This window comes from Haloarcula laminariae, from assembly GCF_025457605.1.
GTDB lineage: Archaea > Halobacteriota > Halobacteria > Halobacteriales > Haloarculaceae > Haloarcula > Haloarcula laminariae.
The window spans coordinates 934021-954220 of record NZ_JAMZFY010000001.1 but is presented as its reverse complement, the minus strand read 5'-3'; the positions used below and the strand labels follow the sequence as shown (position 1 = coordinate 954220).

22 protein-coding genes are annotated in these 20200 nt (G+C 67.1%); 8 read left to right on the top strand and 14 right to left on the bottom strand.

Going from position 1 to position 20200, the window contains the following annotated elements; all coding sequences use genetic code 11:
• Positions 1 to 71: 71 nt before the first annotated feature.
• From NJQ98_RS05000 to NJQ98_RS04990, 3 genes are read left to right on the top strand one after another with little or no spacing between them, the layout of a single operon-like run.
• On the top strand, positions 72 to 1550 hold the full coding sequence (locus tag NJQ98_RS05000) for a COG1361 family protein (protein WP_262176396.1): 1479 nt from the start codon (positions 72 to 74) through the stop codon (positions 1548 to 1550).
• Entirely contained in the window at positions 1547 to 2227 is a 681-nt protein-coding gene (locus tag NJQ98_RS04995; RefSeq protein ID WP_262176392.1) for an ABC transporter ATP-binding protein, read from the top strand. Before NJQ98_RS05000 ends, NJQ98_RS04995 begins: the two co-directional genes overlap by 4 nt.
• Positions 2220 to 3365 (top strand): ABC transporter permease, encoded by a 1146-nt coding sequence (locus tag NJQ98_RS04990; protein ID WP_262176389.1) that lies wholly within the window; start codon positions 2220 to 2222, stop codon positions 3363 to 3365. The genes NJQ98_RS04995 and NJQ98_RS04990 overlap by 8 nt, the downstream gene beginning before the upstream one ends.
• Before the next feature lie 39 nt (positions 3366 to 3404).
• Here NJQ98_RS04990 and NJQ98_RS04985 read toward each other — a convergent pair whose 3' ends face one another.
• From NJQ98_RS04985 to NJQ98_RS04930, 12 genes are all read right to left on the bottom strand, one after another.
• Positions 3405 to 3917, bottom strand: a complete 513-nt coding sequence (locus NJQ98_RS04985; RefSeq protein ID WP_262176385.1) for an HTH domain-containing protein — start codon at positions 3915 to 3917, stop codon at positions 3405 to 3407.
• A 464-nt stretch (positions 3918 to 4381) separates the two neighbouring features.
• Positions 4382 to 5458, bottom strand: a complete 1077-nt coding sequence (locus NJQ98_RS04980; protein ID WP_262176382.1) for a methionine synthase — start codon at positions 5456 to 5458, stop codon at positions 4382 to 4384.
• Complete coding sequence (locus NJQ98_RS04975) at positions 5455 to 6456, bottom strand: 5-methyltetrahydropteroyltriglutamate--homocysteine methyltransferase (protein WP_262176378.1); 1002 nt, start codon at positions 6454 to 6456, stop codon at positions 5455 to 5457. Before NJQ98_RS04975 ends, NJQ98_RS04980 begins: the two co-directional genes overlap by 4 nt.
• Positions 6457 to 6518: 62 nt before the next feature.
• Positions 6519 to 7127, bottom strand: a complete 609-nt coding sequence (locus NJQ98_RS04970) for a HemK2/MTQ2 family protein methyltransferase (RefSeq protein ID WP_262176376.1) — start codon at positions 7125 to 7127, stop codon at positions 6519 to 6521.
• Positions 7120 to 7974 (bottom strand): 16S ribosomal RNA methyltransferase A, encoded by an 855-nt coding sequence (locus NJQ98_RS04965; protein WP_262176372.1) that lies wholly within the window; start codon positions 7972 to 7974, stop codon positions 7120 to 7122. Before NJQ98_RS04965 ends, NJQ98_RS04970 begins: the two co-directional genes overlap by 8 nt.
• Before the next feature lie 91 nt (positions 7975 to 8065).
• Positions 8066 to 8641, bottom strand: coding sequence for a DUF655 domain-containing protein (locus NJQ98_RS04960; protein ID WP_262176367.1), 576 nt, complete (start codon positions 8639 to 8641; stop codon positions 8066 to 8068).
• Positions 8642 to 8853: 212 nt separating this feature from the next.
• Entirely contained in the window at positions 8854 to 9210 is a 357-nt protein-coding gene (locus tag NJQ98_RS04955) for an RNA polymerase Rpb4 family protein (protein ID WP_262176363.1), read from the bottom strand.
• Positions 9207 to 9497: a 50S ribosomal protein L21e gene (locus tag NJQ98_RS04950; RefSeq protein ID WP_262176360.1), complete on the bottom strand. Its 291-nt coding sequence runs from the start codon at positions 9495 to 9497 to the stop codon at positions 9207 to 9209. The genes NJQ98_RS04955 and NJQ98_RS04950 overlap by 4 nt, the downstream gene beginning before the upstream one ends.
• A gap of 117 nt (positions 9498 to 9614) precedes the next feature.
• The gene (locus NJQ98_RS04945) at positions 9615 to 9881 is read right to left on the bottom strand and encodes an elongation factor 1-beta (RefSeq protein WP_262176357.1); all 267 of its coding nucleotides are present in this window, start codon (positions 9879 to 9881) and stop codon (positions 9615 to 9617) included.
• A 2-nt stretch (positions 9882 to 9883) separates the two neighbouring features.
• Positions 9884 to 10063, bottom strand: a complete 180-nt coding sequence (locus NJQ98_RS04940) for an HVO_2753 family zinc finger protein (RefSeq protein ID WP_220587000.1) — start codon at positions 10061 to 10063, stop codon at positions 9884 to 9886.
• A gap of 77 nt (positions 10064 to 10140) precedes the next feature.
• On the bottom strand, positions 10141 to 10722 hold the full coding sequence (locus tag NJQ98_RS04935; RefSeq protein ID WP_262176354.1) for a DUF2391 domain-containing protein: 582 nt from the start codon (positions 10720 to 10722) through the stop codon (positions 10141 to 10143).
• Positions 10719 to 10868 (bottom strand): hypothetical protein, encoded by a 150-nt coding sequence (locus NJQ98_RS04930; protein ID WP_262176352.1) that lies wholly within the window; start codon positions 10866 to 10868, stop codon positions 10719 to 10721. Before NJQ98_RS04930 ends, NJQ98_RS04935 begins: the two co-directional genes overlap by 4 nt.
• Before the next feature lie 141 nt (positions 10869 to 11009).
• Between NJQ98_RS04930 and NJQ98_RS04925 the strand changes: the two genes are divergently transcribed.
• Positions 11010 to 11969 (top strand): transcription initiation factor IIB, encoded by a 960-nt coding sequence (locus NJQ98_RS04925; RefSeq protein WP_220586998.1) that lies wholly within the window; start codon positions 11010 to 11012, stop codon positions 11967 to 11969.
• A 91-nt stretch (positions 11970 to 12060) separates the two neighbouring features.
• Here NJQ98_RS04925 and NJQ98_RS04920 read toward each other — a convergent pair whose 3' ends face one another.
• Entirely contained in the window at positions 12061 to 12765 is a 705-nt protein-coding gene (locus NJQ98_RS04920) for a bacteriorhodopsin (protein WP_262176349.1), read from the bottom strand.
• Position 12766: 1 nt separating this feature from the next.
• Positions 12767 to 15088 carry a methyl-accepting chemotaxis protein gene (locus tag NJQ98_RS04915; protein ID WP_262176346.1) on the bottom strand — a complete coding sequence of 774 codons (2322 nt, stop codon included), beginning with the start codon at positions 15086 to 15088 and terminating at the stop codon, positions 12767 to 12769.
• Between the two features lie 134 nt (positions 15089 to 15222).
• Here NJQ98_RS04915 and NJQ98_RS04910 point away from each other — a divergent pair, with 134 nt between their 5' ends.
• The 4 genes from NJQ98_RS04910 to NJQ98_RS04895 all read left to right on the top strand — a co-directional run bounded on the left by NJQ98_RS04910 (position 15223) and on the right by NJQ98_RS04895 (position 20155).
• Positions 15223 to 16572, top strand: coding sequence for a protein kinase domain-containing protein (locus NJQ98_RS04910; protein WP_262176344.1), 1350 nt, complete (start codon positions 15223 to 15225; stop codon positions 16570 to 16572).
• Positions 16565 to 17290 carry a hypothetical protein gene (locus NJQ98_RS04905; protein ID WP_262176341.1) on the top strand — a complete coding sequence of 242 codons (726 nt, stop codon included), beginning with the start codon at positions 16565 to 16567 and terminating at the stop codon, positions 17288 to 17290. Before NJQ98_RS04910 ends, NJQ98_RS04905 begins: the two co-directional genes overlap by 8 nt.
• A 76-nt stretch (positions 17291 to 17366) precedes the next feature.
• Complete coding sequence (locus NJQ98_RS04900; RefSeq protein WP_262176339.1) at positions 17367 to 18710, top strand: sodium-dependent transporter; 1344 nt, start codon at positions 17367 to 17369, stop codon at positions 18708 to 18710.
• Between the two features lie 47 nt (positions 18711 to 18757).
• Positions 18758 to 20155, top strand: coding sequence for a sodium-dependent transporter (locus tag NJQ98_RS04895; protein WP_262176336.1), 1398 nt, complete (start codon positions 18758 to 18760; stop codon positions 20153 to 20155).
• The last annotated feature ends 45 nt before the right edge of the window (positions 20156 to 20200 follow it).

Genomic DNA, 20200 nt, shown 5'->3' with positions numbered 1-20200 from the left:
ATTGCCCCCGCAGAGGCGTCCTCCACCCGTCTCCGCCGACAGCACAGTGTTCGAGCCGACGGAGGGATGCTGTGCGTCGACTGGTAGTCGCCGCGCTGATTGTCCTGGCGGCCCTGCCGGCAATGGCCGCCGGTGCACAGGTGAACGCCTCTATCACCGGTGTCACGGTCTCACCGCAGAGCCCCGCCCCCAACGAGTCGGTCACGTTCACGCCGACGGTCCGGAATCTCCAGGGCAGCGGCGACGCGATGGTAATCGAGCGAGTCGAACTGCGCCCCAGTAAGGGACAGGGACTCCCCGTCTACACACGAGCCCAGAACCTCGGGACCCTCTCGCCCGGTGCTGAAATCACGGTCCCGCTGACCCACGCGTTCGAGGAGCCGGGCACCCGCGACCTGCGGATTCACGTCGACGCCCGGAACGCGAACACCGGCGAGTCGATACAGCTCCGATACCCCGTCTCGCTCTCCGTACAGGAGCGCCATCCACAGATAGACGTCCAGACCAACGACTCGGTCGCCGGCGTGGCGTCGAACGGGTCGGTGCGGGTCGCCAACGGGCTCGACACGAGCGTCTCGAACGTCGAGGTGAGCGTCTCGGGCGACGGCGTCACCGTGTTCGACGACCGCTCGGTGTTCGCCTCGCTCGAACAGGGCGGGACGGCCACCGCCGACTTCCGCTTCCGTCCCCAGCGCGCCGGCAACAACGAACTGACCTCGACCGTCACCTACACGCTCCCCGGCGGCACCGAGCGGACGGTGACACAGAACCAGACGATAGAGACCGACCCCGCTCGCCGCGGGGTCGTCCTCGAAACGTCGCGGTCGGGCAGCGGTACCGAACAGACCCTCACCGTGGACATCGTCAATCAGGGGAACACGCCGGCGGATGAGGTTGTGGTCTCCGGCGTCTCCGAGAACGCGACTGTCAGCCAGACGATAGTCGATTCGGTCCCCGCGCGCTCGACGAAGCAGGTCCGGCTCAACACGACGCTCTCCGAGCCACGCGCCGACGTGGTCGTCACGGCCGAGTACGAGAGCGGCACCGTCCAGCGCTCGGTCAACACGAGCACCACGCTCCGGGCGACGCCCGCCGCTATCGAACTGACCGGGCTGGACGTGACCCGGGAGGACGGGGTGTTCCAGATCACGGGAAGCACCAGCAACGTCGGGACGACGACGGCGCGGAGCGTCATCGTCCGCGTGGTCCCGTCGGAGAACGTCGAACCGGCGGCCCCCAACAGGGACTTCTTCGTCGGTGAAGTGCCGGGGAGCGACTTCAGCTCCTTCGACCTGACGGCACGGGCAACCGGTAACGTCTCCTCGATTCCGCTCGAAGTGAGCTACCTCGTCGACGGCGAGCGGACCAGGGAGACCTTCTCCGCGCCCGTCGATACGGGACTTACCGGACAGCAGGAACAGCAGACCGGCGGCGGCCCCGGCGCGGGTCTCTTTGCGGTCCTCGGACTCGGCGTCGTCGTCGCGCTCGTCGTCGCCGGGCTTCTGGTGCGCCGCTACCGGCGCGGCGACGATGACGACCTGGACATATGACCGTCATCGACGCTCGCGGGCTGGTCAAGCGCTATCAGACCGGCGGCCAGACCCTCGAAGCGCTGAAGGGGGTCGATTTCTCGCTCGAACCCGGGGAGTTCGTCTCCATCATGGGGCCAAGCGGCAGCGGGAAGACGACCCTCCTGAACATCATCGGCCTGTTATCGACGCCGACAGAGGGACGGCTCCTGTTAGAGGGCCGCGACGTGACCGACCTGGGCGACCGGAAACGGACCCTGCTCAGGAAGCGGACCATCGGCTTCGTCTTCCAGCACTTCTACCTGCTGCCGACGCTGACCGCCGTCGAGAACGTCGAGGTCCCGCGGCTGTTCGACCGGGACCCGAACCGGACCGAGCGCGCCGAGGACCTCCTGACGCGGGTCGGCCTCGGTGACCGACTCGACCATCGGCCCGACCAGCTCTCGGGGGGCCAGAAACAGCGCGTGGCCATCGCGCGCTCGCTCATCAACGACCCGAAAATCGTCCTCGCCGACGAGCCGACGGGGAGCCTGGACCGCGAGACCGGGCGACAGATTCTCGACGAGTTCCGCCGCATCGCCGACGAGGAGGACGTGGGTATCATCGCCGTCACCCACGACGAACTGGTCAACGAGTACGTCGACCGGACGGTCCACCTGGTCGACGGCGCGCTCGGAGAGGAGACGCTCGATGCTTGAGCCCCTCTACCGCCGGTTCCCGTCGGTGCTGATGGCCCAGCGGAACCTGACACGGACCAAGATACGCTCAGTGCTCGCCTCGCTCGGCATCGTCATCGGCGTCATCGCCATCGCTTCCCTCGGGATGTTCGGTGTCGCGCTCCAGTATTCGATTTCCGATAACCTCGGCGGGCTGGGGAACCAGGTGACGGTCTCGCCCAACGGGGAAGCGGGCGTCCAGAACCTCACCGAGCGCGACGTGCGGGAGATACGGCGCGCGGCGGGCCCGGACGCGACCGTCTCGCCGGTGAAACAACGGGTCGAGCCGATAGCGTTCGCACGGGGGGAAAACACCACACAGCTGGTGTACGGTATCCAGCGTCCGACCCAGGTGTACAACGCCTCGGACGGGCGGATACCCGAACCGTTCCAGAGCGGGGCCCTCATCGGGCAGAGCATCGCCGACGAGTACGACCTCCAGCCCGGCAACACCATCACAATCAACGGTACGTCGGTCAGAATCCGGGCGGTCCTGGAGTCGACCGGCTCGTTTTCACAGCTCAATCCCGACAACCGCGTCATCGTGCCGGCGGGCTCGTTCGATGACCGCAACTACGCGCAGGTGTACGTCACCACCGAGTCGGGCACGGCCGCCAACGAATCGGCGATGGCGATTCGGGACGCGCTCAACGGGCGCGAGCAGCGGGTGACGGTACAGGAACTCGGCTCCATCGTCGACCAGGTGAACCAGACCTTCCAGGTCATCAACACCGTTCTCGTCGGCATCGCCGGGATATCCCTGTTCGTGGCCGGCATCTCCATCCTCAACGTCATGCTGATGTCGACCGTCGAACGCCGCGAGGAGATCGGCGTCCTCCGCGCGGTTGGCTACCAGAAGCGGGACGTGCTGAAGGTGATGCTCATGGAGGCGACGCTCCTGGGCGTCTTCGGCGGAGTCGTCGGAGTGGTAGTCAGCACGCTCGTCGGTCTCGCCATCAACTACTACACGGTCGACAACGCGATGGCGTTGTTCCGGCTGGCGAACCTCTGGTATCTCATCGCCGCGTTCGCCTTCGCCGTCGTCGTCAGCGTCCTCAGCGGACTGTATCCGGCCTGGAAGGCCGCGAGTGAAGAACCGGTCGAGGCCCTGCGGGGATAGCGGGGTCCGACACCTCTGAGCGGTCGGCGACCGGCGGGCCTACGGCAACGCTTCGACGCCGGCTTCGAGCCACGGCTCGGTGCGGTCGACGGTGACGGCGTCGAACTGCGCCAGCCACGCCTCGTCGCCGCGCTCGAAGGCGTCCAGCGCGTCCCCGACGGTGTAGACGTGTTCGCCGTCGCTGCAGGGGAACACCGACTGCAGCCGTTTCTCGTCGTATATCGCCAGCGAGACGACGGGGAAGACGACGACCTCGTCGACCTGGTCCATCCCGACGTAGGTGCGCGTGCGGTGTTCGAACGCCGGTTCGAGCGACGAGTCGTTGCGGTCGGCCCAGTCGTCGAACTCCTCGTAAGTCGCGAGCGCCCCCGAACGGGTGTCCTCGGCCATCGTCCGGATGCGCTGCCACTCGCCGGCCACCATCGACTCGGTGAAGACACCGTTCGCTTCCAGCCGGTTGACCCGATTCAGCACCTGCTGTTGGGCATCGAATGTACCGTACGTGTCACCGCGAAGATACAGTTCCGCTCGGAGGTGTGTGTCGTCGGTCATCGATTATCTCATCTGGAACATCTCCCGAGTACAACTAAACTCTTTCCCAGTGACAATAGTTAGCGTCCGTATACATGCCCTCAAAGGATATTCGACTAAAGTGGCCTTTCAAGCCCTCAAAAACTCATCTATCGAAAGAAGTGAAATCCAGATTTGATATCTGATAGACTTATCTATTTCTGCGCTGGTCGATTCAATATTCGTCTATCGTCGAAGAACCCGCACCATACCAGTCAGCTATCTGAACTCAATTGGGGCGGACTCGGCGTTCATACGTGGGAAACGGGGCGGTAGACGCCGCTCGTGACCGGCAGGTATCGTCGTAGAGTCCGCGATATCGGGGCGCGCGCTGGCCGCGTCACGCTACCCGGAGAGAAACTGCTCGAATACCGTGGTTCGTAGGCCGCTCGAACCACGCTAGTCGTCCGCTATCCGGCTGACCGACGCTCAGCAGGGCCGCTCCGTCAGTCGTCCGCGCTCGCTTCCGCGCCGCCGCCGGCGACGACTTCTATCTCGCCGGCGTCGAGTTCCTGTTCTATCTCGCGGGCCGCCGTGACCATGTTCTCCATCTTGCCGCGAGCGACCTCGCGGGGCAGGAGCTTCACGCCGCAGTCGGGCGAGACCGTCAGGCGCTCCGGGGGCACGACTTCCAGGCCCTTCTTGATGTTCTCCTTTATCTCCTCGACGGACTCGACCTCGGCCGTGTGAGCGTCGAGGACGCCCATCGCGAAGTCCTTGGTGAACTCGTGTTCCTTGAACACGTCGAGCTGGTCGTAGTTGCCGTTGGCGAGTTCGAGGTCGTACTCGTGGACCGGGTAGTCCAGAATCTCCGGGTAGATGCGGGAGTAGTCGCCGTAACAGACGTGCAGGCCGAGCCGCACGTCCTCGGGAATCTCGTCGACGATTCGCTCCAGGCACTCGCCGACGATGGCGTGGTCGTCGGGCGTCGTCGCCAGCGCGGGCTCGTCTATCTGGATGTAGCGAGCGCCGGCCTCGACGAGCGCCTCTATCTCCTCGTTGACCAGGTCGGCCAGCTCGTAGGCCAGTTCCTCCTCGCTGTCGTAGACCTCGTTGAACGACCAGTTCGCCAGCGTGTACGGGCCGGTGATGGGGACCTTGACCGGCCGTTCGGCGACCTCGTCGGTGAACTCGAACTCCTCGACGAGCCACTGCTCGCCGTACTCGACCTCGTCGGCGACGCTGGGCTTGTCGAAGTAGTTGTGGCCCCACACCTTCACGCGGCCGTTGAACTCGTAGCCGTCGATGCGGTGGGCGAAGTACTCGACCATCTCGTTGCGGCGCATCTCGCCGTCACAGATGACGTCGAGACCCGCACGCTCGTGTTCGTGGGTGATGAGCCGCGAGGCGTCGTCTTTCGACTCCTCCCACTCGTCCTCGCCGAAGTCGCGCTCCTCGTTCTCGAACATCTCGCGGGCGCGGTCGTGCCACTTCGGCTTGGGGTAGGAGCCGACGACGGTCGTCAGCAGGAAATGGTCGTTCGGGTGGTCCTCCGGTCGGAACTGCTCTCGTGGTCCTGTCATTGGTCTGCCTCCGGGGTGTCGAGGGCCGCGGCGTTGGCGAGCGACCGAATCTTGTCCTCGAACTTGTTGACGGGCAGGTAGAACGTCTCGGTGTTCGTGGTCGCGTAGACGGTGTCGTAGGCCGTGTTCGTCTGCTGTTCGAACCAGTCGATGCGGTCCCGGATGGTTTCGGGCGACTCGATGCGGGTGTTCTGTCCGTCGGCGACGCCCAGCGCGACGGAATCTTTCGTGCCGTACTCCTGGACGTTGTAGACGTTCTTGTCGTGGTCGGCCACGAGGTCGAAACCGATGGCGTCGACGGCGGCGTCCATCAGGTGCGCGTAGGTCTTCTCCTCGATGGGCCCCCAGTAGGTGTGGACCACGACCTCGGCGTCGATGGCCGAGGCGACGGCGTCGACGGCCTCGCTGGCGCGCTCGTCCTCGCCGTCCTCGGGCGGGTTCTCGGCGAGGGACGGCTCCAGGAGGAACAGCGTCTCAACGTCGGGGAACTGCTCGACCTCGCGGACGAGGAAGTCGGCGATTGCGCCGACGAACTCCGCCTCGTCGCCGTAGTGTTCGTCCGTCGCGAGGTCCGCCAGCGAGTAGGGGCCTGGCAGCACAGCCTGCAGCCCCGAATCGACCAGTTCGGCGGCGGCGTCGAGCTCGGCGGCGACGTCGCCACCGGTGGTCAGGTCGTCGGTGACGACGGGCTCCCGGTAGAAGTTGTTGTTGTCGTAGTAGCGGACGATGCCGCGGGTCTCGACGTTCTCGTGGACCGCCAGCGGGTGCGCGAGCATGTCGTCCCAGCGCAACTGCCCCTCGCTGACCCGGTCGAGGCCGGCGTCGGTCTGGAGGGAGACGACCTCGCTGCGGGCGCGGTCGTAGGCGTCGGAGATGGCCCCGCCCTCGTCGCCGCTAATGAGGTCCGTCTTCTGGTGTCCTTTCAGGTCGGACAGCTCGTCCTTGGCCCAGTCCGGTAAGGGGAACAGGCCAGGTGTCGTCGCAACAATCTCTGGCATTAGCCGGTCCTATGAAATGACGAGCTTTAATATTTCCTATTCTAAAAAATGCTTGGTAGTAATTACGACTTCGAAAACCGAAGGACGACGAGCGCTTCGTATGGATGCTTCTCGGTAGCAAGCATCTCACTTTCGAAGCCCTGTTCGCGAGCGTACGCGCGGACGGCATCGGGGTCGGTCAGACTGCTCACCAGCAGCAGAGCTTCGCCGCCACCGGCCAGGACACGGCCCACGGACTCCAGAAACGGGTCGACGAGCCGGCGGCCGTCCTCGCCGCCCGACAGCGCCGCCTCCATCCAGTCGTCCCACTCGGCCTCGGCGGGCGTCGGCAGGTACGGAGGATTGAACGTCACGAGGTCGAACGCGTCGTCCCGGAACGGCGCCACCAGGTCGCCGCGGACGACCGGAACGCCGTTGTCGACGGCCTCGCGGCAGGCCAACGGGCTGAGGTCGACCCCCGTCGCGTCGGCACCCGCCTCGGCCAGTTTCGCCGCGACGTAGCCGGACCCCGTCCCCACGTCGAGGGCGCGGTCCCCCGGCGTGACGCGCTCGACGGCCGTGCGGGCGAGCAGGTCGGAGTCCTCGGCGGGCTGGTACACCGTCTCGACCCCGCGCTGGTCAGCCAGAGAAGGCCGGTCCCCACCGTCCGACGCCTCGCCCTCCTCAGTCATCGCCGTGCTCGGGCTCGCCGACCTCGTAGGCCAGCGTCGCCAGGTCGGCGAAATCGGCCGGCGCGAGTTTGCCGGCGCGGGCGCTCATCAGGTCTTCGTCGGCGGCCTCGACGACCGCGTCGGGGTCGCCCAGCCCGGAGATGTGGGCCGTGTTGCGGACGGCGTTGCGCATCGTCTTCCGGCGCTGGGTGAACACAGCCTTCAGGAAGTCCATGAAGAACGCGTCGCTCGGGACCGCGTAGTCCGGCTCGCGGGGCGTCGTCCGCACCAGCGCGCTCGTCACGCGGGGCTGGGGGTCGAAGGCCCCCTTCGGCACGGTCTCGACGAGTTCGGCGTCGGCGTAGTGACCCGCCGTCACCGACAGCCGCCCGTAGTCGTCGGTCGCGGGGTCGGCGGTCATCCGCTCGGCGAACTCCTGTTGGAACATCAGGACCATGGGCTTGCCCGCCGGGAGCAGCCGAAACGCGATTTCCGAGGACGCGCCGTAGGGGAGGTTCGAGACGCTCGCGGTGAACTCGGGGAGGTCGACAGCCAGCGCGTCCCCCTCGATGACTGTCAGTCGGTCCGCCGCGACGGCGTCGGCGAACTCCGTCCGCAGATGGGCCGCGAACTCGGGGTCGCGCTCGACCACCGTCACCCGGTCGGCCACGGCCAGCAGTCGGTCGGTGAGCGCCCCCGGCCCGCCGCCGATTTCGAGGACGTGCGTGAGGTCCATCTCCTCGGCGTAAGTCGGAATCCGGTCCAGCACGCGGTCGTCGACCAGGAAGTGCTGGTCCTGTCTCGTGTCGGCCCGCTTGCCCGCCCGCCGGACCAGCGCGTCGGGGTCGCGGTTCCCGTACTCGGTCATTACCCTCCGTAGACGGTCCGGCGGTGAAAAAGGCCGCTACTCGGGTCGGGAGCGAGCGAGCCGCTCCGCCTCGATGGTTCGTTCGCTTCGCTCACTCACCCTCGCCCTGCTCGCTGCGCCGCACGAAAATCCGATACTTCAGGTCGTCGTCGCGCAGCTCCTCCTGGATGCGTTCGACGAGGACCTCACGGGGATTGTGGAGCCCGCTGACCCGCTCTTCGAGGTCCTCGAAGCTCTCGAAGGGCTTTCGCTTTCGCTCGTCGAGAATCGTGTTACGGAGCTTCTTCCCGATACCCGGTAACAGGTTCAGCTGGTGGAGCCGCAGCGTTATCGGCTGGGCGTCGTTGTAGAAGTCCACGAACCGGCGCTCGTCGGCGTCGACTATCTCCTCGACGGCGTACTCCAGTTCCTGCCTGGCGCCGCTTGGCAGCTCCTCGAAGTCGACCTCCGTCAGCCGACCGAACGCCGTCAGGTCGATGCGGTCCCCGAAGGCGATGTCGTCGTCCTCGTCGAGCGAGAGCTCGTAGATGTGGAACTCGTCCACCCCGAGTGCGTACGCGAGCGGCTCTTTCTGGTGCTGTGGGCGGTCGTCGTCGCTCCGGCCGTGCGGGAGGACGTCGAGCACCGCCGCGACCAAATCCTCGCCACCGCTCTCGGTGCTGCTCATGCGGAACTGTATGACCAGAGTACACTTAATGCATTGGATGGGAACTGCCGGACCACGCCGTCCCGGAGTTCGCCCTCTCCCGGGGCGTTCGTCGCGTGGCCAACACGACTGTCCCGACGGGCACAGCGGGTCCGTGTCCACTCGACCGCACCGCTCTATCCGGCGCTACTGTGGAAAAAGAAAACGCGGAGAGAAGGAACGACGAACCGCGCTCAGGCGTACTGCTTGACGACGGCGAGGATGTCGTCGAGTTCCTCGCCCGACAGGGAGTACCGCTCCTGGGCGTAGATGGCCCGTAGCTCGTCGCGGTCGAGCGGGCGCAGGTTGGCGATCTTGTAGGCGGTCGCCTCGTCGACTTTCTCCAGTTCGCGGAGCTGTTCGACGAACTCCAGGGACTCCTCGACGTCGAGCATCGCGAAGTGGTTGACGTGTTCGATGGAGCGTTTGAGCTCGTAGCGCATCTCGCGGTCCTCGTCGGCCGCCCGCTCCATCTCCAGGTCCGCCAGTATCTCCTTGGTTTCGGCGGTGGTGAGATACTCCTCGGAGACCTTCTCCTTGAATATCGTCATTCTTGCCGGCGGAGGTGGGCGGGCTTGACGATGATGGTCTTGGTCTTGCCGCCGTCGACGATTTCGACCTTGTAGGCCGTGCCCTGCTCGCCGATGACCGTGCCGGTCTGGCCGTCGAAGCGCGGGTGGAAGCGACCTTCGGGGACGGAGGGGTCGATCTTCAGGTGGACCTTCTCGTCGACCTCGTACTGCTCGACAGCGCGCTGGGGCGGGGAGGTACCGCGGTCGCGTGGCTTGTTCTTCAGCTTGTTCCGTGTTCCTTCGAGGGGGCCGTTCGAACTAGGCATTCTTGCTCATCGCTTGTCTACTCGCCCATATAAAACGTGCGTTCCGCGGTCGGCGACGCCGGGCCGGCCGCCGGCGCCGTCGCTGACTACGCGGCGAAACGGAAAACGAGCGGCGCGTTACAGACGGCCGACAGTGTCGACGTCCACCGATTCGACGCCCTCGACGTCGGCGAAGGCCTCCTCGACGGCGTCCGTACCGCCGGCTTCGTCCGGGATGATGACGGTCGGGAACAGCGCGACCAGGCCGAAGGCCACGTCGTCACGCTCGAACCCTTTGATTTTCGCTCCTTCGGGAAGTGACCCCTCGAGACGGTCCTGGAGCTCGTCGAGGTCGACTTCCGGGCTCTGCGGCATGATCTTGATCTTGGCTGCTACTTTCCCCATTGTTATGGTCCTGTGAATCCGCAGTCGGGGCACTTGTAGAGGTTGCTCTGCTTGCGGCACTTCGAACAGCGGTATATCTGCTGTCCGCAGTCCGGGCACTTGAACGCGGCCGCGTTCGTCGTGGCGATGTTGATGCCACACGAGACGCATTTCTGCGCTCGTTTTTGCTGGCTCTCGCTCATACCACCTCGTACCCGACCGGCGCTTTTAACGGTTGTCAAACGCCGTCGGGAGCATGCCACAGTGTGGCAAGCGCAACTCAGCTGCCGGGGAGGATATCCCCGAGCGCCGCCCCGATGGCCATCGGGACGAACGCGACGGCACAGATACACAGCGATTCCCAGACGATTGCGGGGTCGCTCGACCAATCGACCAGCCCCCAGGCGGTCAGTAAGGCGACCGAGGTAGCGAGGGGCGTCAGCGTCACGCCGGCCAGGCGCCGGGGGATGACCCCGAAGATGCGGTGGGCGACGCGCACGTCCTGGAAATCGGCGACATAGAGGATGCCGACGACCATCGCCACCGCGGTCACCAGCGTCCCGAGGAGATACAGCGGGTGCCGGGCGATGTGGCGCCCGGCGTCGACGGTGCCGCCCTCCACGGCCATCGGGATGCCGAAAAGCAGCGAGCCGAGCACCGCCTCGGCGAAGTCCTCTCGGTCGAACCCCCAGATGACGCGGCCGAACACGGCGGGGTCGTCGTCCTGGGCGTCTGTCGCGGCCCGCATCGCCTCGCGGACCTGTCGCCGCTCCTCTTCGCTGTCGACGATATCCTCCAGTTCCTGGAGCTCGTCGAACAGGTCGGCGATGCCCTCCCTGTCGGGCTGTCGGCCGTCACTCATCGGTCGCTCTCCCCGAGGGGAGTCTGCCTCGATGGGGAGACCTCACTTGCTGTCCCCGACGACCGGCAATCGAGGTCCGGGACGATGTCGCGCGCGCTGTCGCGCGTTCGCTCGACGGCAGCAATCGGCCCCGTGAACGGTTGCATGTGTGTACGTAGCACCGCACGCCCGGGGTTAAGGCTTTACTCGCCCCCCTGTGAGCGGGATGTAGGCGGGGCCTACACACAGTGACCACCCGATTCCCCCAAACATTTATACGTAATTAGCTGTTCTCCGTAAAAGAACACATGGAACGGCCGACGCGCCAGCGGGACACGGAACAGGAGGAGGCTGAGCAGTCGTCCGAAAGCACGGGCCAGCAGACCTGCCCCGAGTGTGAGTCGGAGTCTATCACCAGCGACGGCGGGGGTGAGCTCGTCTGTGAGGACTGCGGACTGGTCATCGAGGACGAGAACATCGACCGCGGACCGGAGTGGCGCGCGTTCAACCACTCCGAACGCCAGTCCAAGTCCCGCGTCGGTGCCCCCACCACACAGACGATGCACGACAAGGGGCTGACGACACAGATCGACTGGAAGGACAAGGACGCCTACGGCCGCTCGCTCTCCTCGGAGAAGCGCTCGCAGATGCACCGACTGCGCAAGTGGCAGGAGCGCATCCGCACGAAGGACGCGGGCGAGCGCAACCTGCAGTTCGCGCTGTCGGAGATAGACCGCATGGCCTCCGCGCTGGGTGTCCCGCGCTCGGTGCGCGAGGTCGCCTCGGTCATCTATCGGCGCGCCCTCAACGAAGACCTCATCCGCGGACGTTCCATCGAGGGCGTCGCGACCGCCTGCCTGTACGCCGCCTGCCGACAGGAGGGCATCCCCCGAAGCCTGGAGGAGGTGTCGGACGTCTCCCGCGTCGAACAGAAGGAGATCGGCCGCACCTACCGCTACGTCGCCCAGGAGCTCGAACTGAAGATGGAGCCGGTCGACCCCAAGCAGTACGTCCCCCGCTTCGCCTCCGAACTGGACCTCTCGGAGGAGGTCCAGTCGAAGGCAAACGAGATAATCGACACCACCGCCGAGCAGGGGCTGCTCTCGGGCAAGTCCCCGACCGGCTACGCCGCCGCCGCAATCTATGCGGCCTCGTTGCTCTGTAACGAGAAGAAGACCCAGCGCGAGGTCGCCGACGTGGCACAGGTGACGGAGGTCACCATCCGAAACCGGTACCAGGAACAGATCGAAGCGATGGGTATCCACTGACGGATACCGCTGCGGTGATGCATCGATAGGTGGCGACCGGCGCCACCCGAAAACGACTACGCCGTTCCGTGCGCCAGCCGTCCTTTTCCGCTCAGTCGGCCGTTACGGCAGTCCCCTCTGTGACGGTGTCGGCGTCCATCGTCATCCAGGCGTGGAGCGCGATGGTCCCGAAGCCGACCTTCGTCACCACGTCCAGGTAGACGATGACCAGCGACGCCGTCTCGACGTCCATCAGGCCGATGCCGGCCGCGCCGAGCAGCCAGACGACGGGGTAGACCGACCAGAGGACGACGACGAAGTTCCGCAGCGTCCGGTAGAGGCTGCCCTCGACGTCCGAGAGGGCGGCAACGGCCGAGTCGGCCACGTCGCCGTACAGCAGGTAGACGACGCCGGCGAAGGCGACCGCGCCCACCGCAAAGAGCGCGTAGCTGAGCGCGCCACTCGCCATCGCACCGGCGAAGCCGAAGACGATGGTCAGCGCCTGGAGCCCGACCAGCTTGCCGATAGTCCCGCGGTCGGCCTGGGCGAGCAGTCCGAGATAGAGGACGTTTATCGGCGTCGTCAGCAGCCAGTCGACGTACCGGACCACGTAGACGGTGTGGCCGCCGCCGTCGAGGGCGCCGATACCCAGCACGAGCAGGAGATAGGCGACGATAGCGATGCCGGGGATGGCCACCAGCAGCAGATACCGCTTGCGCGTCGCTTCGGGGACCAGCGTGTACCCGTACGCCAGCAGCGCGGTCCCGAGCAGTTCGCCGAGCAGTCCCAGCGTGAACCAGGTCGTTATCGTTGTCATCTCAGTCGTCCCCCGCGGCGGCCGCCTCGGTCGTGTCGTCCGTCCCGTCCCCGTCGACCTCGAACTGGCCGAGAACGGATTCGAGGTCCTCGGCCCGGTCGCGCAGCTCCCTGGCGGAGTCGGTCACCGTCTCGATGGAGGCCGCCTGGTCGTCGGCCGCGCCGGCGACGGTGTCGGCCTCGGCCGCCGTCTGCTGGGAGATGCTGCTCAGTTCGTCGATGGTCGCCTGTACGTCCTGTGCGGTCCGGGCCTGCTCCTCCGTCGCGTGGTCTATCTCCTGGATACCGGTGTCGACCTCCTCGGTGTACTCGACGATGGTCTCCAGGGCGTCGACGGCCTCCTCGACGGTGTCGACCCCCTCGGAGATGCGCTCGCTCGTCGACTCGATGGTCTCGACCGTGTCGCCAGCTTGGGACTGGATGCGCTCGATGCGGTCCTCGATGTCCGCGGCGGCCTCTTTGGTCTCCTCGGCGAGGCCCTTTATCTCGTCGGCGACGACGGCGAAGCCGTCCCCGTCCTTGTCGGCGTGTGCGGCCTCGATGGAGGCGTTCAGCGCCAGCATGTTCGTCTGCTCGACGATGTTCGTGATGACGCTCACGATGTCGCCGATCTCCTCCAGGTCACCTTCGAGAGCGTTTATCTCGCGGACCGTCTCCGCGGTCTCGTCGTCGATGGCGCTCATCTCCGCGATGGCCTCCTGTGCGGCCTCGCGGCCGTCCTCGCCGACCTCGGCGGCGGCCTCGGAGGTGTTCGCGACCTCCTGGGCCGAGGCGGCGACCTGCTGGGCCGTCGCCGAGAGGTTGTCCATCTCGGCCGACCCCTCCTGTAAGCGCTCGCTCTGTTCGGTTGCCCCGTCGAATATCTCCTCGATGGACTGGGAGACCTGCTGGCTGGCCATCCCGACACGCTCGGCGTTGGTCTCGACCCGGTCGCTGGCCCCCATCACGTTGTCGGCGAACGCCTGCATGTCCGCGATAGTCGCCTCCAGGGCGTCCAGCGTCGCGTTTATCTCGCGGCCGACGTCGGCCATCGCGTCGCTCATGCTCTCGGTGTCGACGCGGGCGGTGAGGTCGCCGTCGGCGGCCGACTCCAGCGTGCCGGAGTACTCCTCGGCCTTCAGTTCGAGGTGGCTCGAGAGGGCCTGCATCTCGTTGCGCTCGGCCTCGACCTCGGTCCGGGCCTCCTCGGCCTCACGTTTGGCCGACTCCGCCTCCTCGCGGGCGGCTTCGGCGTCGGAAATCTTGGCCCGTAGGTTCGACCGCATGTTGTCAAAGGCCCCGTACAGCGTGCCGAACTCGTCGCCGCGAGTGGTTTCGAGGTCGACGTCGAGGTCGCCGTCGGCCATCGCTTCGGCCTGCGAGGAGAGCCGGCGCAGCGAGGCGATAGTGCTGCCGCCGATGGTTACACCGACGAGTCCGAGGTTGATGACCGCAAGCAGGATGAGCCCAACGAGGTCCGAGTTTATCTGGTCCGCGAGGGCGTAGGCCTGGGTCCGGTCGGCGTGGACCATCACCGACCAGTCGTGGCCTTCGAGCCGTGAGATGCCCATCAGCATCTCGTCGGTCTCGACGAACGTGCTCTGGCCGCTGTCGAGCGAGCTAATCGGGTCGTCCTCGCCCGAGGCGACCGGTGCGGTCGAGCCGATAGTCGAGACGTTCGGATGGGCGATGAACTCCCCGTCCCCGTTGACGACGGTCGTGTAGGACCCCTCGCGCTGGTTCGATATCGACTCGGTCCGCGCTTCGAGGTCGGTCATGTAGACGATAGCGCGGTTCTCCGCCCCGGCCACCGGCGAGACGACGGCGATGATCGGGTGGTCGACGACGGAGACCGAGAACGGGTCGGTGACGTGAGTGTCGTCGGGTCCGCCGAACTCGGGCGGGTCAGTGGCGAAGGGCGCGCCCTGCTCGGTGGCGTTGACGCCGACGAACTGCTCGTTCGAGCTGGCGGTGATGGTCCCGTTCGCCGTGTTGACGTAGTGGACCGCCACGACGTCGGGCGGTACTTCGTCGTTCTCGACGAGGCCCGCGAGCCTGTTCTGGACGGCCGACTGTGACCCGTCCGCGAACACGGGCAGGCGGGAGGTCGTCCGGACGTCCCGCCTGGCCGTGGTCAGCCAGCCGTCGAGCTGTGCCGCCTGCGTGTCGGACAGCGCTGTCGTGTCGCCCTCGACGTCCTCGGCGAGCGTCGACGACGCCTGGGCACTGATGACAGTGCCGAAGGCGACGATGACGACGATAGCGAACGCGAGCGCGACACCGAGCCGTGCGGCGTAGCTGTCGCCGACGAAACTCGGCAAGGGCGAATCCCGGTCTGTTGGCATCCTTTTCCTCTCAGGGAATGACGTTATAAAGCGTTCCTCCGCTATTCTCACCGTTGAAAACTGGGGGGAGAGACGCGCCACTACCCACCAAAACAGTGATGCGTTTAGGGCGGGGATTGTTGTTCTATCGACCAATGACCTCGGAGAGAGACCCCCGAGCGCTCGTCGCCGAGGTCCTCACCGCGACGGACGTGGACCGGGACCGGGTCCCGCGGCTGCTCGACCTCCTCGACGACGGCGACCGGCAGGTCCGCCTGGGGGCGGCGACGGCGCTGTGTGTCGTCGCCGACGCCCATCCCGGCGTCGTGGCCTCGCTCGTGGGCCGCCTCGCGGACCGCACTGACGAGAGCCTGGCAGCCGAACTCGCGCTCGAATACGTCGCTGACCGGTACCCCGCGGTCGTCGAGGACCGGCTCGACCGGTGGGAGACGAGCCTGGGGGCCAGACACGAGGTCGAGCGCTCGACGCCGACGGGCGGGACCGACAACCGCGAGCGGGGGCGGACCAGGGTCGCCGGCTCCGGGACCGACGGCGACGGGCGGCAGGTGTACACGGACGACGAGGACGAGGACGACCAGCGCCGCGCCGCCGACGACGAGGACGGCAACACCATCGGCCAGCGGCCGCGGGCGGCCGACGCGGAGTGGCGTTCGCTCGTCGAGTACGAGAGTCGGTTCGACAGTCTCGCGGTGCTGGCGCCGCGGGAGCGCCGGCGCTACGGCGACACCTACCGCACGCTCGGCGTCGTCGACGAGACCGAACACGCCGTCGCGCTGCGCCTGCTCGACGGGGTTGAGGGGACCGACGACGCCTTCCGGACGGCGCTCTCAACGCGGCTGGACGAGTGGCAAACTGTCTCCGACGTCGAGAACGTGCTGACGCTGTACGACTGGCAGGACGAGCCCCGGCTGTGGCTGGCGACGGAGTACACGGCGGAGACGCTGGCCGACCGCGAGCGGGTCCCGCCGACCGAGGCCGCCTGGCACGCCGAACAGCTGGCCGAGGCGGTCGCGACGCTCCACGAGCGCGGGGTCGTCCACGCCGGTATCGACGCCGAATCGGTCGCCTACTACGGGAACGTCATCGCGGAGAGCGACAGACAGCCGCCGCTGCTCGACAACCCCGGGCTGTTGTCGGTGTACCGCCACCGCTTCGACCCCTCGCAGTATCTCGACCCCCACTACGCCGCCCCGGAGTACTACCAGCGGCGGTTCGGGCGTATCGACCACGCGACCGACATCTACGGGCTCGGCGCGGTCTGCTACCGGCTGTTCACCGGACAGCCGCCCTACACCGGAACGTTCGACGCGGTCCGGGAGGCGGTTCTGTCGACGGACCCGCCCGAGCCCTCGGCCGTCGCGGACGTCCCGCCCGCCGTCGACGACATCGTCGGCAAGGCGATGGCGCGGCGGAAGCTGGCCCGTTACGAGACGGCGGCCCATCTCCGACAGGAGCTCCGGAGCCTGCGGGGTGACGATGAATAGCGTTGCCGTCGGCCTGCCGTACGCGCCGAACAACCCCAACCTGACCTTCATCTTCTTCATCGCGCTGACGCTGCTCGCGGTGCTCGGGGTCCGCTTTAGCTACTACGCCTACCAGAACCGGCTGACGAGCGAGCTCGGAACCGGGGACGGGCTGTGGGACTTCCTCGTCCTCGCCGGGCTGCTCGCCGTCGGGTTCGCCCTGCTCGGGCTGGTCGAACTGCTGACCGTCTACGTCCTCCCGTTCAAGATGGGGCTGTTGCTCGGGGCGGTGTTCGTGCTGGCCGTCGCGCTCCGGGTGCTGTATCGCAGCGTCGTTCCGGCGACGACCGGCGACGGTGGCGGCTCGGAGCGCCGCCTGACGCGGGCGGCCATCGTCGGTGTCGCGGTCGTCTTCGCCGGGCTCGCGCTGGTCGGGCGCCGCCCGCTCTTGCTCGCGGCCTCCGGGCTGAGCGCCCTCGGGTTCGCGCTGGCGGGCGGGCTCTACGGCCGGCGCGGCGCGGCCGAGGCGCGCGTTCAGGGCACCGTCGTCGACACGCTGTTGCGGCATCTGCTCCCGGTGTTGCTGTTTGCGGCGCTGGTCCCCGCGCTCGACCTGGCCGTGCTCGTCGGCCTCGACCGCATCGTCGTCCTGCACATCCAGGTCGTCTTCGTCATCATGACCGCGACCACGCTGATGACGGCGACCATCAAGCTCCGGCAGAACCTCGCGAGCCTCTGACGCTGCCGGCAGTGTTCCTCCGGCCCGAAAAGAAACATATGCGTTTAAAAAGGGGCAGGCGCATGATTTGGGTACTATGTCCGACCGGGAGACCTGGGCCACACGGCCCGGGTTCATCATCGCAGCGATCGGGAGCGCAGTCGGTCTCGGGAACCTCTGGCAGTTCCCGTTCAAGACCGCGACTAACGGCGGCGCCGCGTTCGTCGCCTTCTACCTCATCGCCGTCGCCGTCATCGGGTTCCCGGCGATGCTCGCCGAGTTCGTGCTGGGGCGACGAACCAACGTCAACGCCGTCGACGCCTTCGAGCGGCTCGGCCACGGGCCCTGGCGGGCGGTCGGCGGACTGGCCGTTGTCACCGGGTTCTGGATACTCTCGTACTACAACGTCGTCGGCGGGTGGGTGTTGCGCTACATCCTCGGGAGCGTCCGCGGCGCGTACTTCGCGGACCCGGCGGGGTACTTCGGCGCGGTGTCGGCCGGTCCCGAAGCCGTCCTCGCCCAGGCGCTGTTCCTGGCGCTGGTGGTCGGTATCGTCTCGCTCGGCATCGAGGACGGCATCGAGGCGGCGACGAAGCTCATGGTGCCGAGCATCCTCCTGCTTATGATCGCACTCGCGGTGTGGGTGACGACCCTCCCCGGCGCGGGAGCGGGCTACGAGTTCTTCCTCTCGCCGGACCTGAGCACGATGACGGCAAACGCCGGGAGCATCATCCCCTTCGCGGTCGGACAGGCCTTCTTCACGCTCTCGCTGGGGATGGCCATCATGGTGACCTACTCCTCCTACGTGGGTGACGACGACAACCTCATCGTCGACGGCGGCGCCATCGTCGTGACGAACACGCTCGTGGGCGTCCTGGCCGGGCTGGTCGTCTTCCCCATCCTGCTGACCATCGGCGCGGACATCACGACCCAGACCGGCGGCGCCGGCGCCCTGTTCGTCGCGACGGCCGCCGGCTTCGGCTCGGTCCCCTTCGGCCGGCTGTTCGGCGTCGTCTTCTTCGGCGTCGTCCTCATCGCGGCGCTGTCCTCGGCCATCAGCCTGCTGGAGGTAACGGTCGCTTACGCCAACGACAACTACGACGTGCCCCGGACGGTCCTCGCGCCCGCGGTCGGCGCCGGGCTCTTCGTGCTCGGCCTGCCCTCGGCCTGGGACACCGCGTGGCTGACCTGGTTCGACAGCGTCGCTTACCAGCTGTTCCTTCCGCTGTCGGTGCTCGCCACGACGATTTTCGTCGGCTGGGTGCTCGGGACCGACGCGGTCGACGAGCTGCGCGCTGGGACCGACGGGCTGGGCGCCGGCGGTGACGTGTGGCTCTGGACGGTTCGGGTGGTCGTCGTCGTCGCCGTCATAGCGACGCTCGGGCTGGGAATCAACGAGCTGTTCCTCGTCGAGGACGCCGCCTTCTTCGCGCCGCTCTGAGGCGGCACTCGACGGGCTTTTCCCCGTTCACACGGACCGGAGGCACGATGACGAGAGCGACGTGGAGGACACGACTCGGATTCGTGCTCGCGGCGGTCGGGAGCGCCGTCGGGCTCGGGAACATCTGGCGGTTCCCGTGGCTGACCGCGACCAACGGCGGGTCGGCGTTTCTCCTGTTGTACGTTGTAGTGGTACTGCTCGTGGGCGTCCCGGGCCTGCTCGGCGAGATGGTCATCGGCCGCCGGAGCCGGCGCAACCCCATTGGCGCGTTCGACGCGCTGGGCGCGCGTCAGTGGCGCGTCCTGGGCGGGCTGGCCCTATTCGCGTCGGTCGTCGTCCTCTCGTTTTACAGCGTGGTCGGCGGCTGGATTCTCCGATACACGGCCGCCAGCGCGACCGGCGCGTACTTCGGGGCCCCGCAGGCGTACTTCGCCGCCATCGACTTCGGGCCCGCCGCGGTGGGCTTTCACGTACTCTTCCTGCTGGCGACGGTCGCCGTCGTCTACGCCGGGGTCGACCGCGGCATCGAGCTAGCGACGACGGTGATGGTGCCCGGCATCGTGCTTCTGTTCGGCGGACTCGCGGTCTGGGTGGCGACGCTGCCGGGCAGCGCCGGCGGCTACGAGTTCTACCTCTCGCTGGACGTGGGGTATCTCCGGGCGAACTTCTTCGACGTGCTCGTCGCCGCGGCCGGACAGGCCCTCTTTACGCTCTCGGTCGGGGCCGGCGCGATGCTCACGTACGCCTCCTACATCGACGAGGACCGCTCGCTGGTCGCCGACGGCACGCTCATCGCCGTGTTGAACACCGCTATCGGCGTCCTCGCTGGGCTCGTCATCTTCCCGCTGCTGTACTCGCTCGACCTGCCGCCGGGGTCGGGCGGTCCCGGCGCGCTGTTTGTCGGCCTCGCCGGCGGGTTCGCCGACCTCCCGTTCAGCCGACTCGTCGGCGTCGTCTTCTTCGGCGTCGTCCTGCTGGCCGCGCTGTCCTCGGCCATCAGTATCTTCGAGGTGCTCGTCGCCTACCTCGTCGACGAACACGGGTTCGTTCGCTCGCGGGCGGTCGCCGGCGTCGGCGGCCTGTTCCTCGTCACGGGCAGTGCTGCGGCGATGTCGCCGTCGCTGTTCTCGCTGCTCGCGGACACGCTGGCGAACCTCGCGCTCACCGTCACCCTGCTCGGCTTCCTGCTGTTCTGTGGCTGGGTGCTCGGTCGGGACGCGATAGCGGAGTACGAACTCGGCGCCGGTCGTATCGCGCGACTGACCAGCCGCCCGTGGTACTACGCCGTCGCCGTCGTCGTCCCGCTGTTCCTCGCGTTCACGCTCGTGACCGGCCTCGGGACGCTGGTCGGCGTCCCCGTCTCGGCCCCGCAGGCCGCGGTCGTCGCCGTCGCGGTCGTCGGCGGGACGGCGGTCGCCGCCCGCTACCGGGCCGAGCCGGCCTGAGGCGCGGATAGAAACCCCGATACGCGTCGGCGCTAACTATCGCCC

Bases quoted from the DNA above. Each gene is read 5' to 3' on its own strand.
- NJQ98_RS04955 (WP_262176363.1), bottom strand. From the start codon at position 9,210: ATGACGATATTCAAGGAGAAGGTCTCCGAGGAGTATCTCACCACCGCC.
- NJQ98_RS04930 (WP_262176352.1), bottom strand. From the start codon at position 10,868: ATGCAACCGTTCACGGGGCCGATTGCTGCCGTCGAGCGAACGCGCGAC.
- NJQ98_RS04910 (WP_262176344.1), top strand. From the start codon at position 15,223: ATGACCTCGGAGAGAGACCCCCGAGCGCTCGTCGCCGAGGTCCTCACC.
- NJQ98_RS04920 (WP_262176349.1), bottom strand. From the start codon at position 12,765: ATGACAACGATAACGACCTGGTTCACGCTGGGACTGCTCGGCGAACTG.
- NJQ98_RS04940 (WP_220587000.1), bottom strand. From the start codon at position 10,063: ATGAGCGAGAGCCAGCAAAAACGAGCGCAGAAATGCGTCTCGTGTGGC.
- NJQ98_RS04915 (WP_262176346.1), bottom strand. From the start codon at position 15,088: ATGCCAACAGACCGGGATTCGCCCTTGCCGAGTTTCGTCGGCGACAGC.
- NJQ98_RS04990 (WP_262176389.1), top strand. From the start codon at position 2,220: ATGCTTGAGCCCCTCTACCGCCGGTTCCCGTCGGTGCTGATGGCCCAG.
- NJQ98_RS04935 (WP_262176354.1), bottom strand. From the start codon at position 10,722: ATGAGTGACGGCCGACAGCCCGACAGGGAGGGCATCGCCGACCTGTTC.
- NJQ98_RS04905 (WP_262176341.1), top strand. From the start codon at position 16,565: ATGAATAGCGTTGCCGTCGGCCTGCCGTACGCGCCGAACAACCCCAAC.
- NJQ98_RS04945 (WP_262176357.1), bottom strand. From the start codon at position 9,881: ATGGGGAAAGTAGCAGCCAAGATCAAGATCATGCCGCAGAGCCCGGAA.
- NJQ98_RS04900 (WP_262176339.1), top strand. From the start codon at position 17,367: ATGTCCGACCGGGAGACCTGGGCCACACGGCCCGGGTTCATCATCGCA.
- NJQ98_RS04965 (WP_262176372.1), bottom strand. From the start codon at position 7,974: ATGACCGAGTACGGGAACCGCGACCCCGACGCGCTGGTCCGGCGGGCG.
- NJQ98_RS04960 (WP_262176367.1), bottom strand. From the start codon at position 8,641: ATGAGCAGCACCGAGAGCGGTGGCGAGGATTTGGTCGCGGCGGTGCTC.
- NJQ98_RS04925 (WP_220586998.1), top strand. From the start codon at position 11,010: ATGGAACGGCCGACGCGCCAGCGGGACACGGAACAGGAGGAGGCTGAG.
- NJQ98_RS04895 (WP_262176336.1), top strand. From the start codon at position 18,758: ATGACGAGAGCGACGTGGAGGACACGACTCGGATTCGTGCTCGCGGCG.
- NJQ98_RS04975 (WP_262176378.1), bottom strand. From the start codon at position 6,456: ATGCCAGAGATTGTTGCGACGACACCTGGCCTGTTCCCCTTACCGGAC.
- NJQ98_RS04980 (WP_262176382.1), bottom strand. From the start codon at position 5,458: ATGACAGGACCACGAGAGCAGTTCCGACCGGAGGACCACCCGAACGAC.
- NJQ98_RS04970 (WP_262176376.1), bottom strand. From the start codon at position 7,127: ATGACTGAGGAGGGCGAGGCGTCGGACGGTGGGGACCGGCCTTCTCTG.
- NJQ98_RS04995 (WP_262176392.1), top strand. From the start codon at position 1,547: ATGACCGTCATCGACGCTCGCGGGCTGGTCAAGCGCTATCAGACCGGC.
- NJQ98_RS04985 (WP_262176385.1), bottom strand. From the start codon at position 3,917: ATGACCGACGACACACACCTCCGAGCGGAACTGTATCTTCGCGGTGAC.
- NJQ98_RS04950 (WP_262176360.1), bottom strand. From the start codon at position 9,497: ATGCCTAGTTCGAACGGCCCCCTCGAAGGAACACGGAACAAGCTGAAG.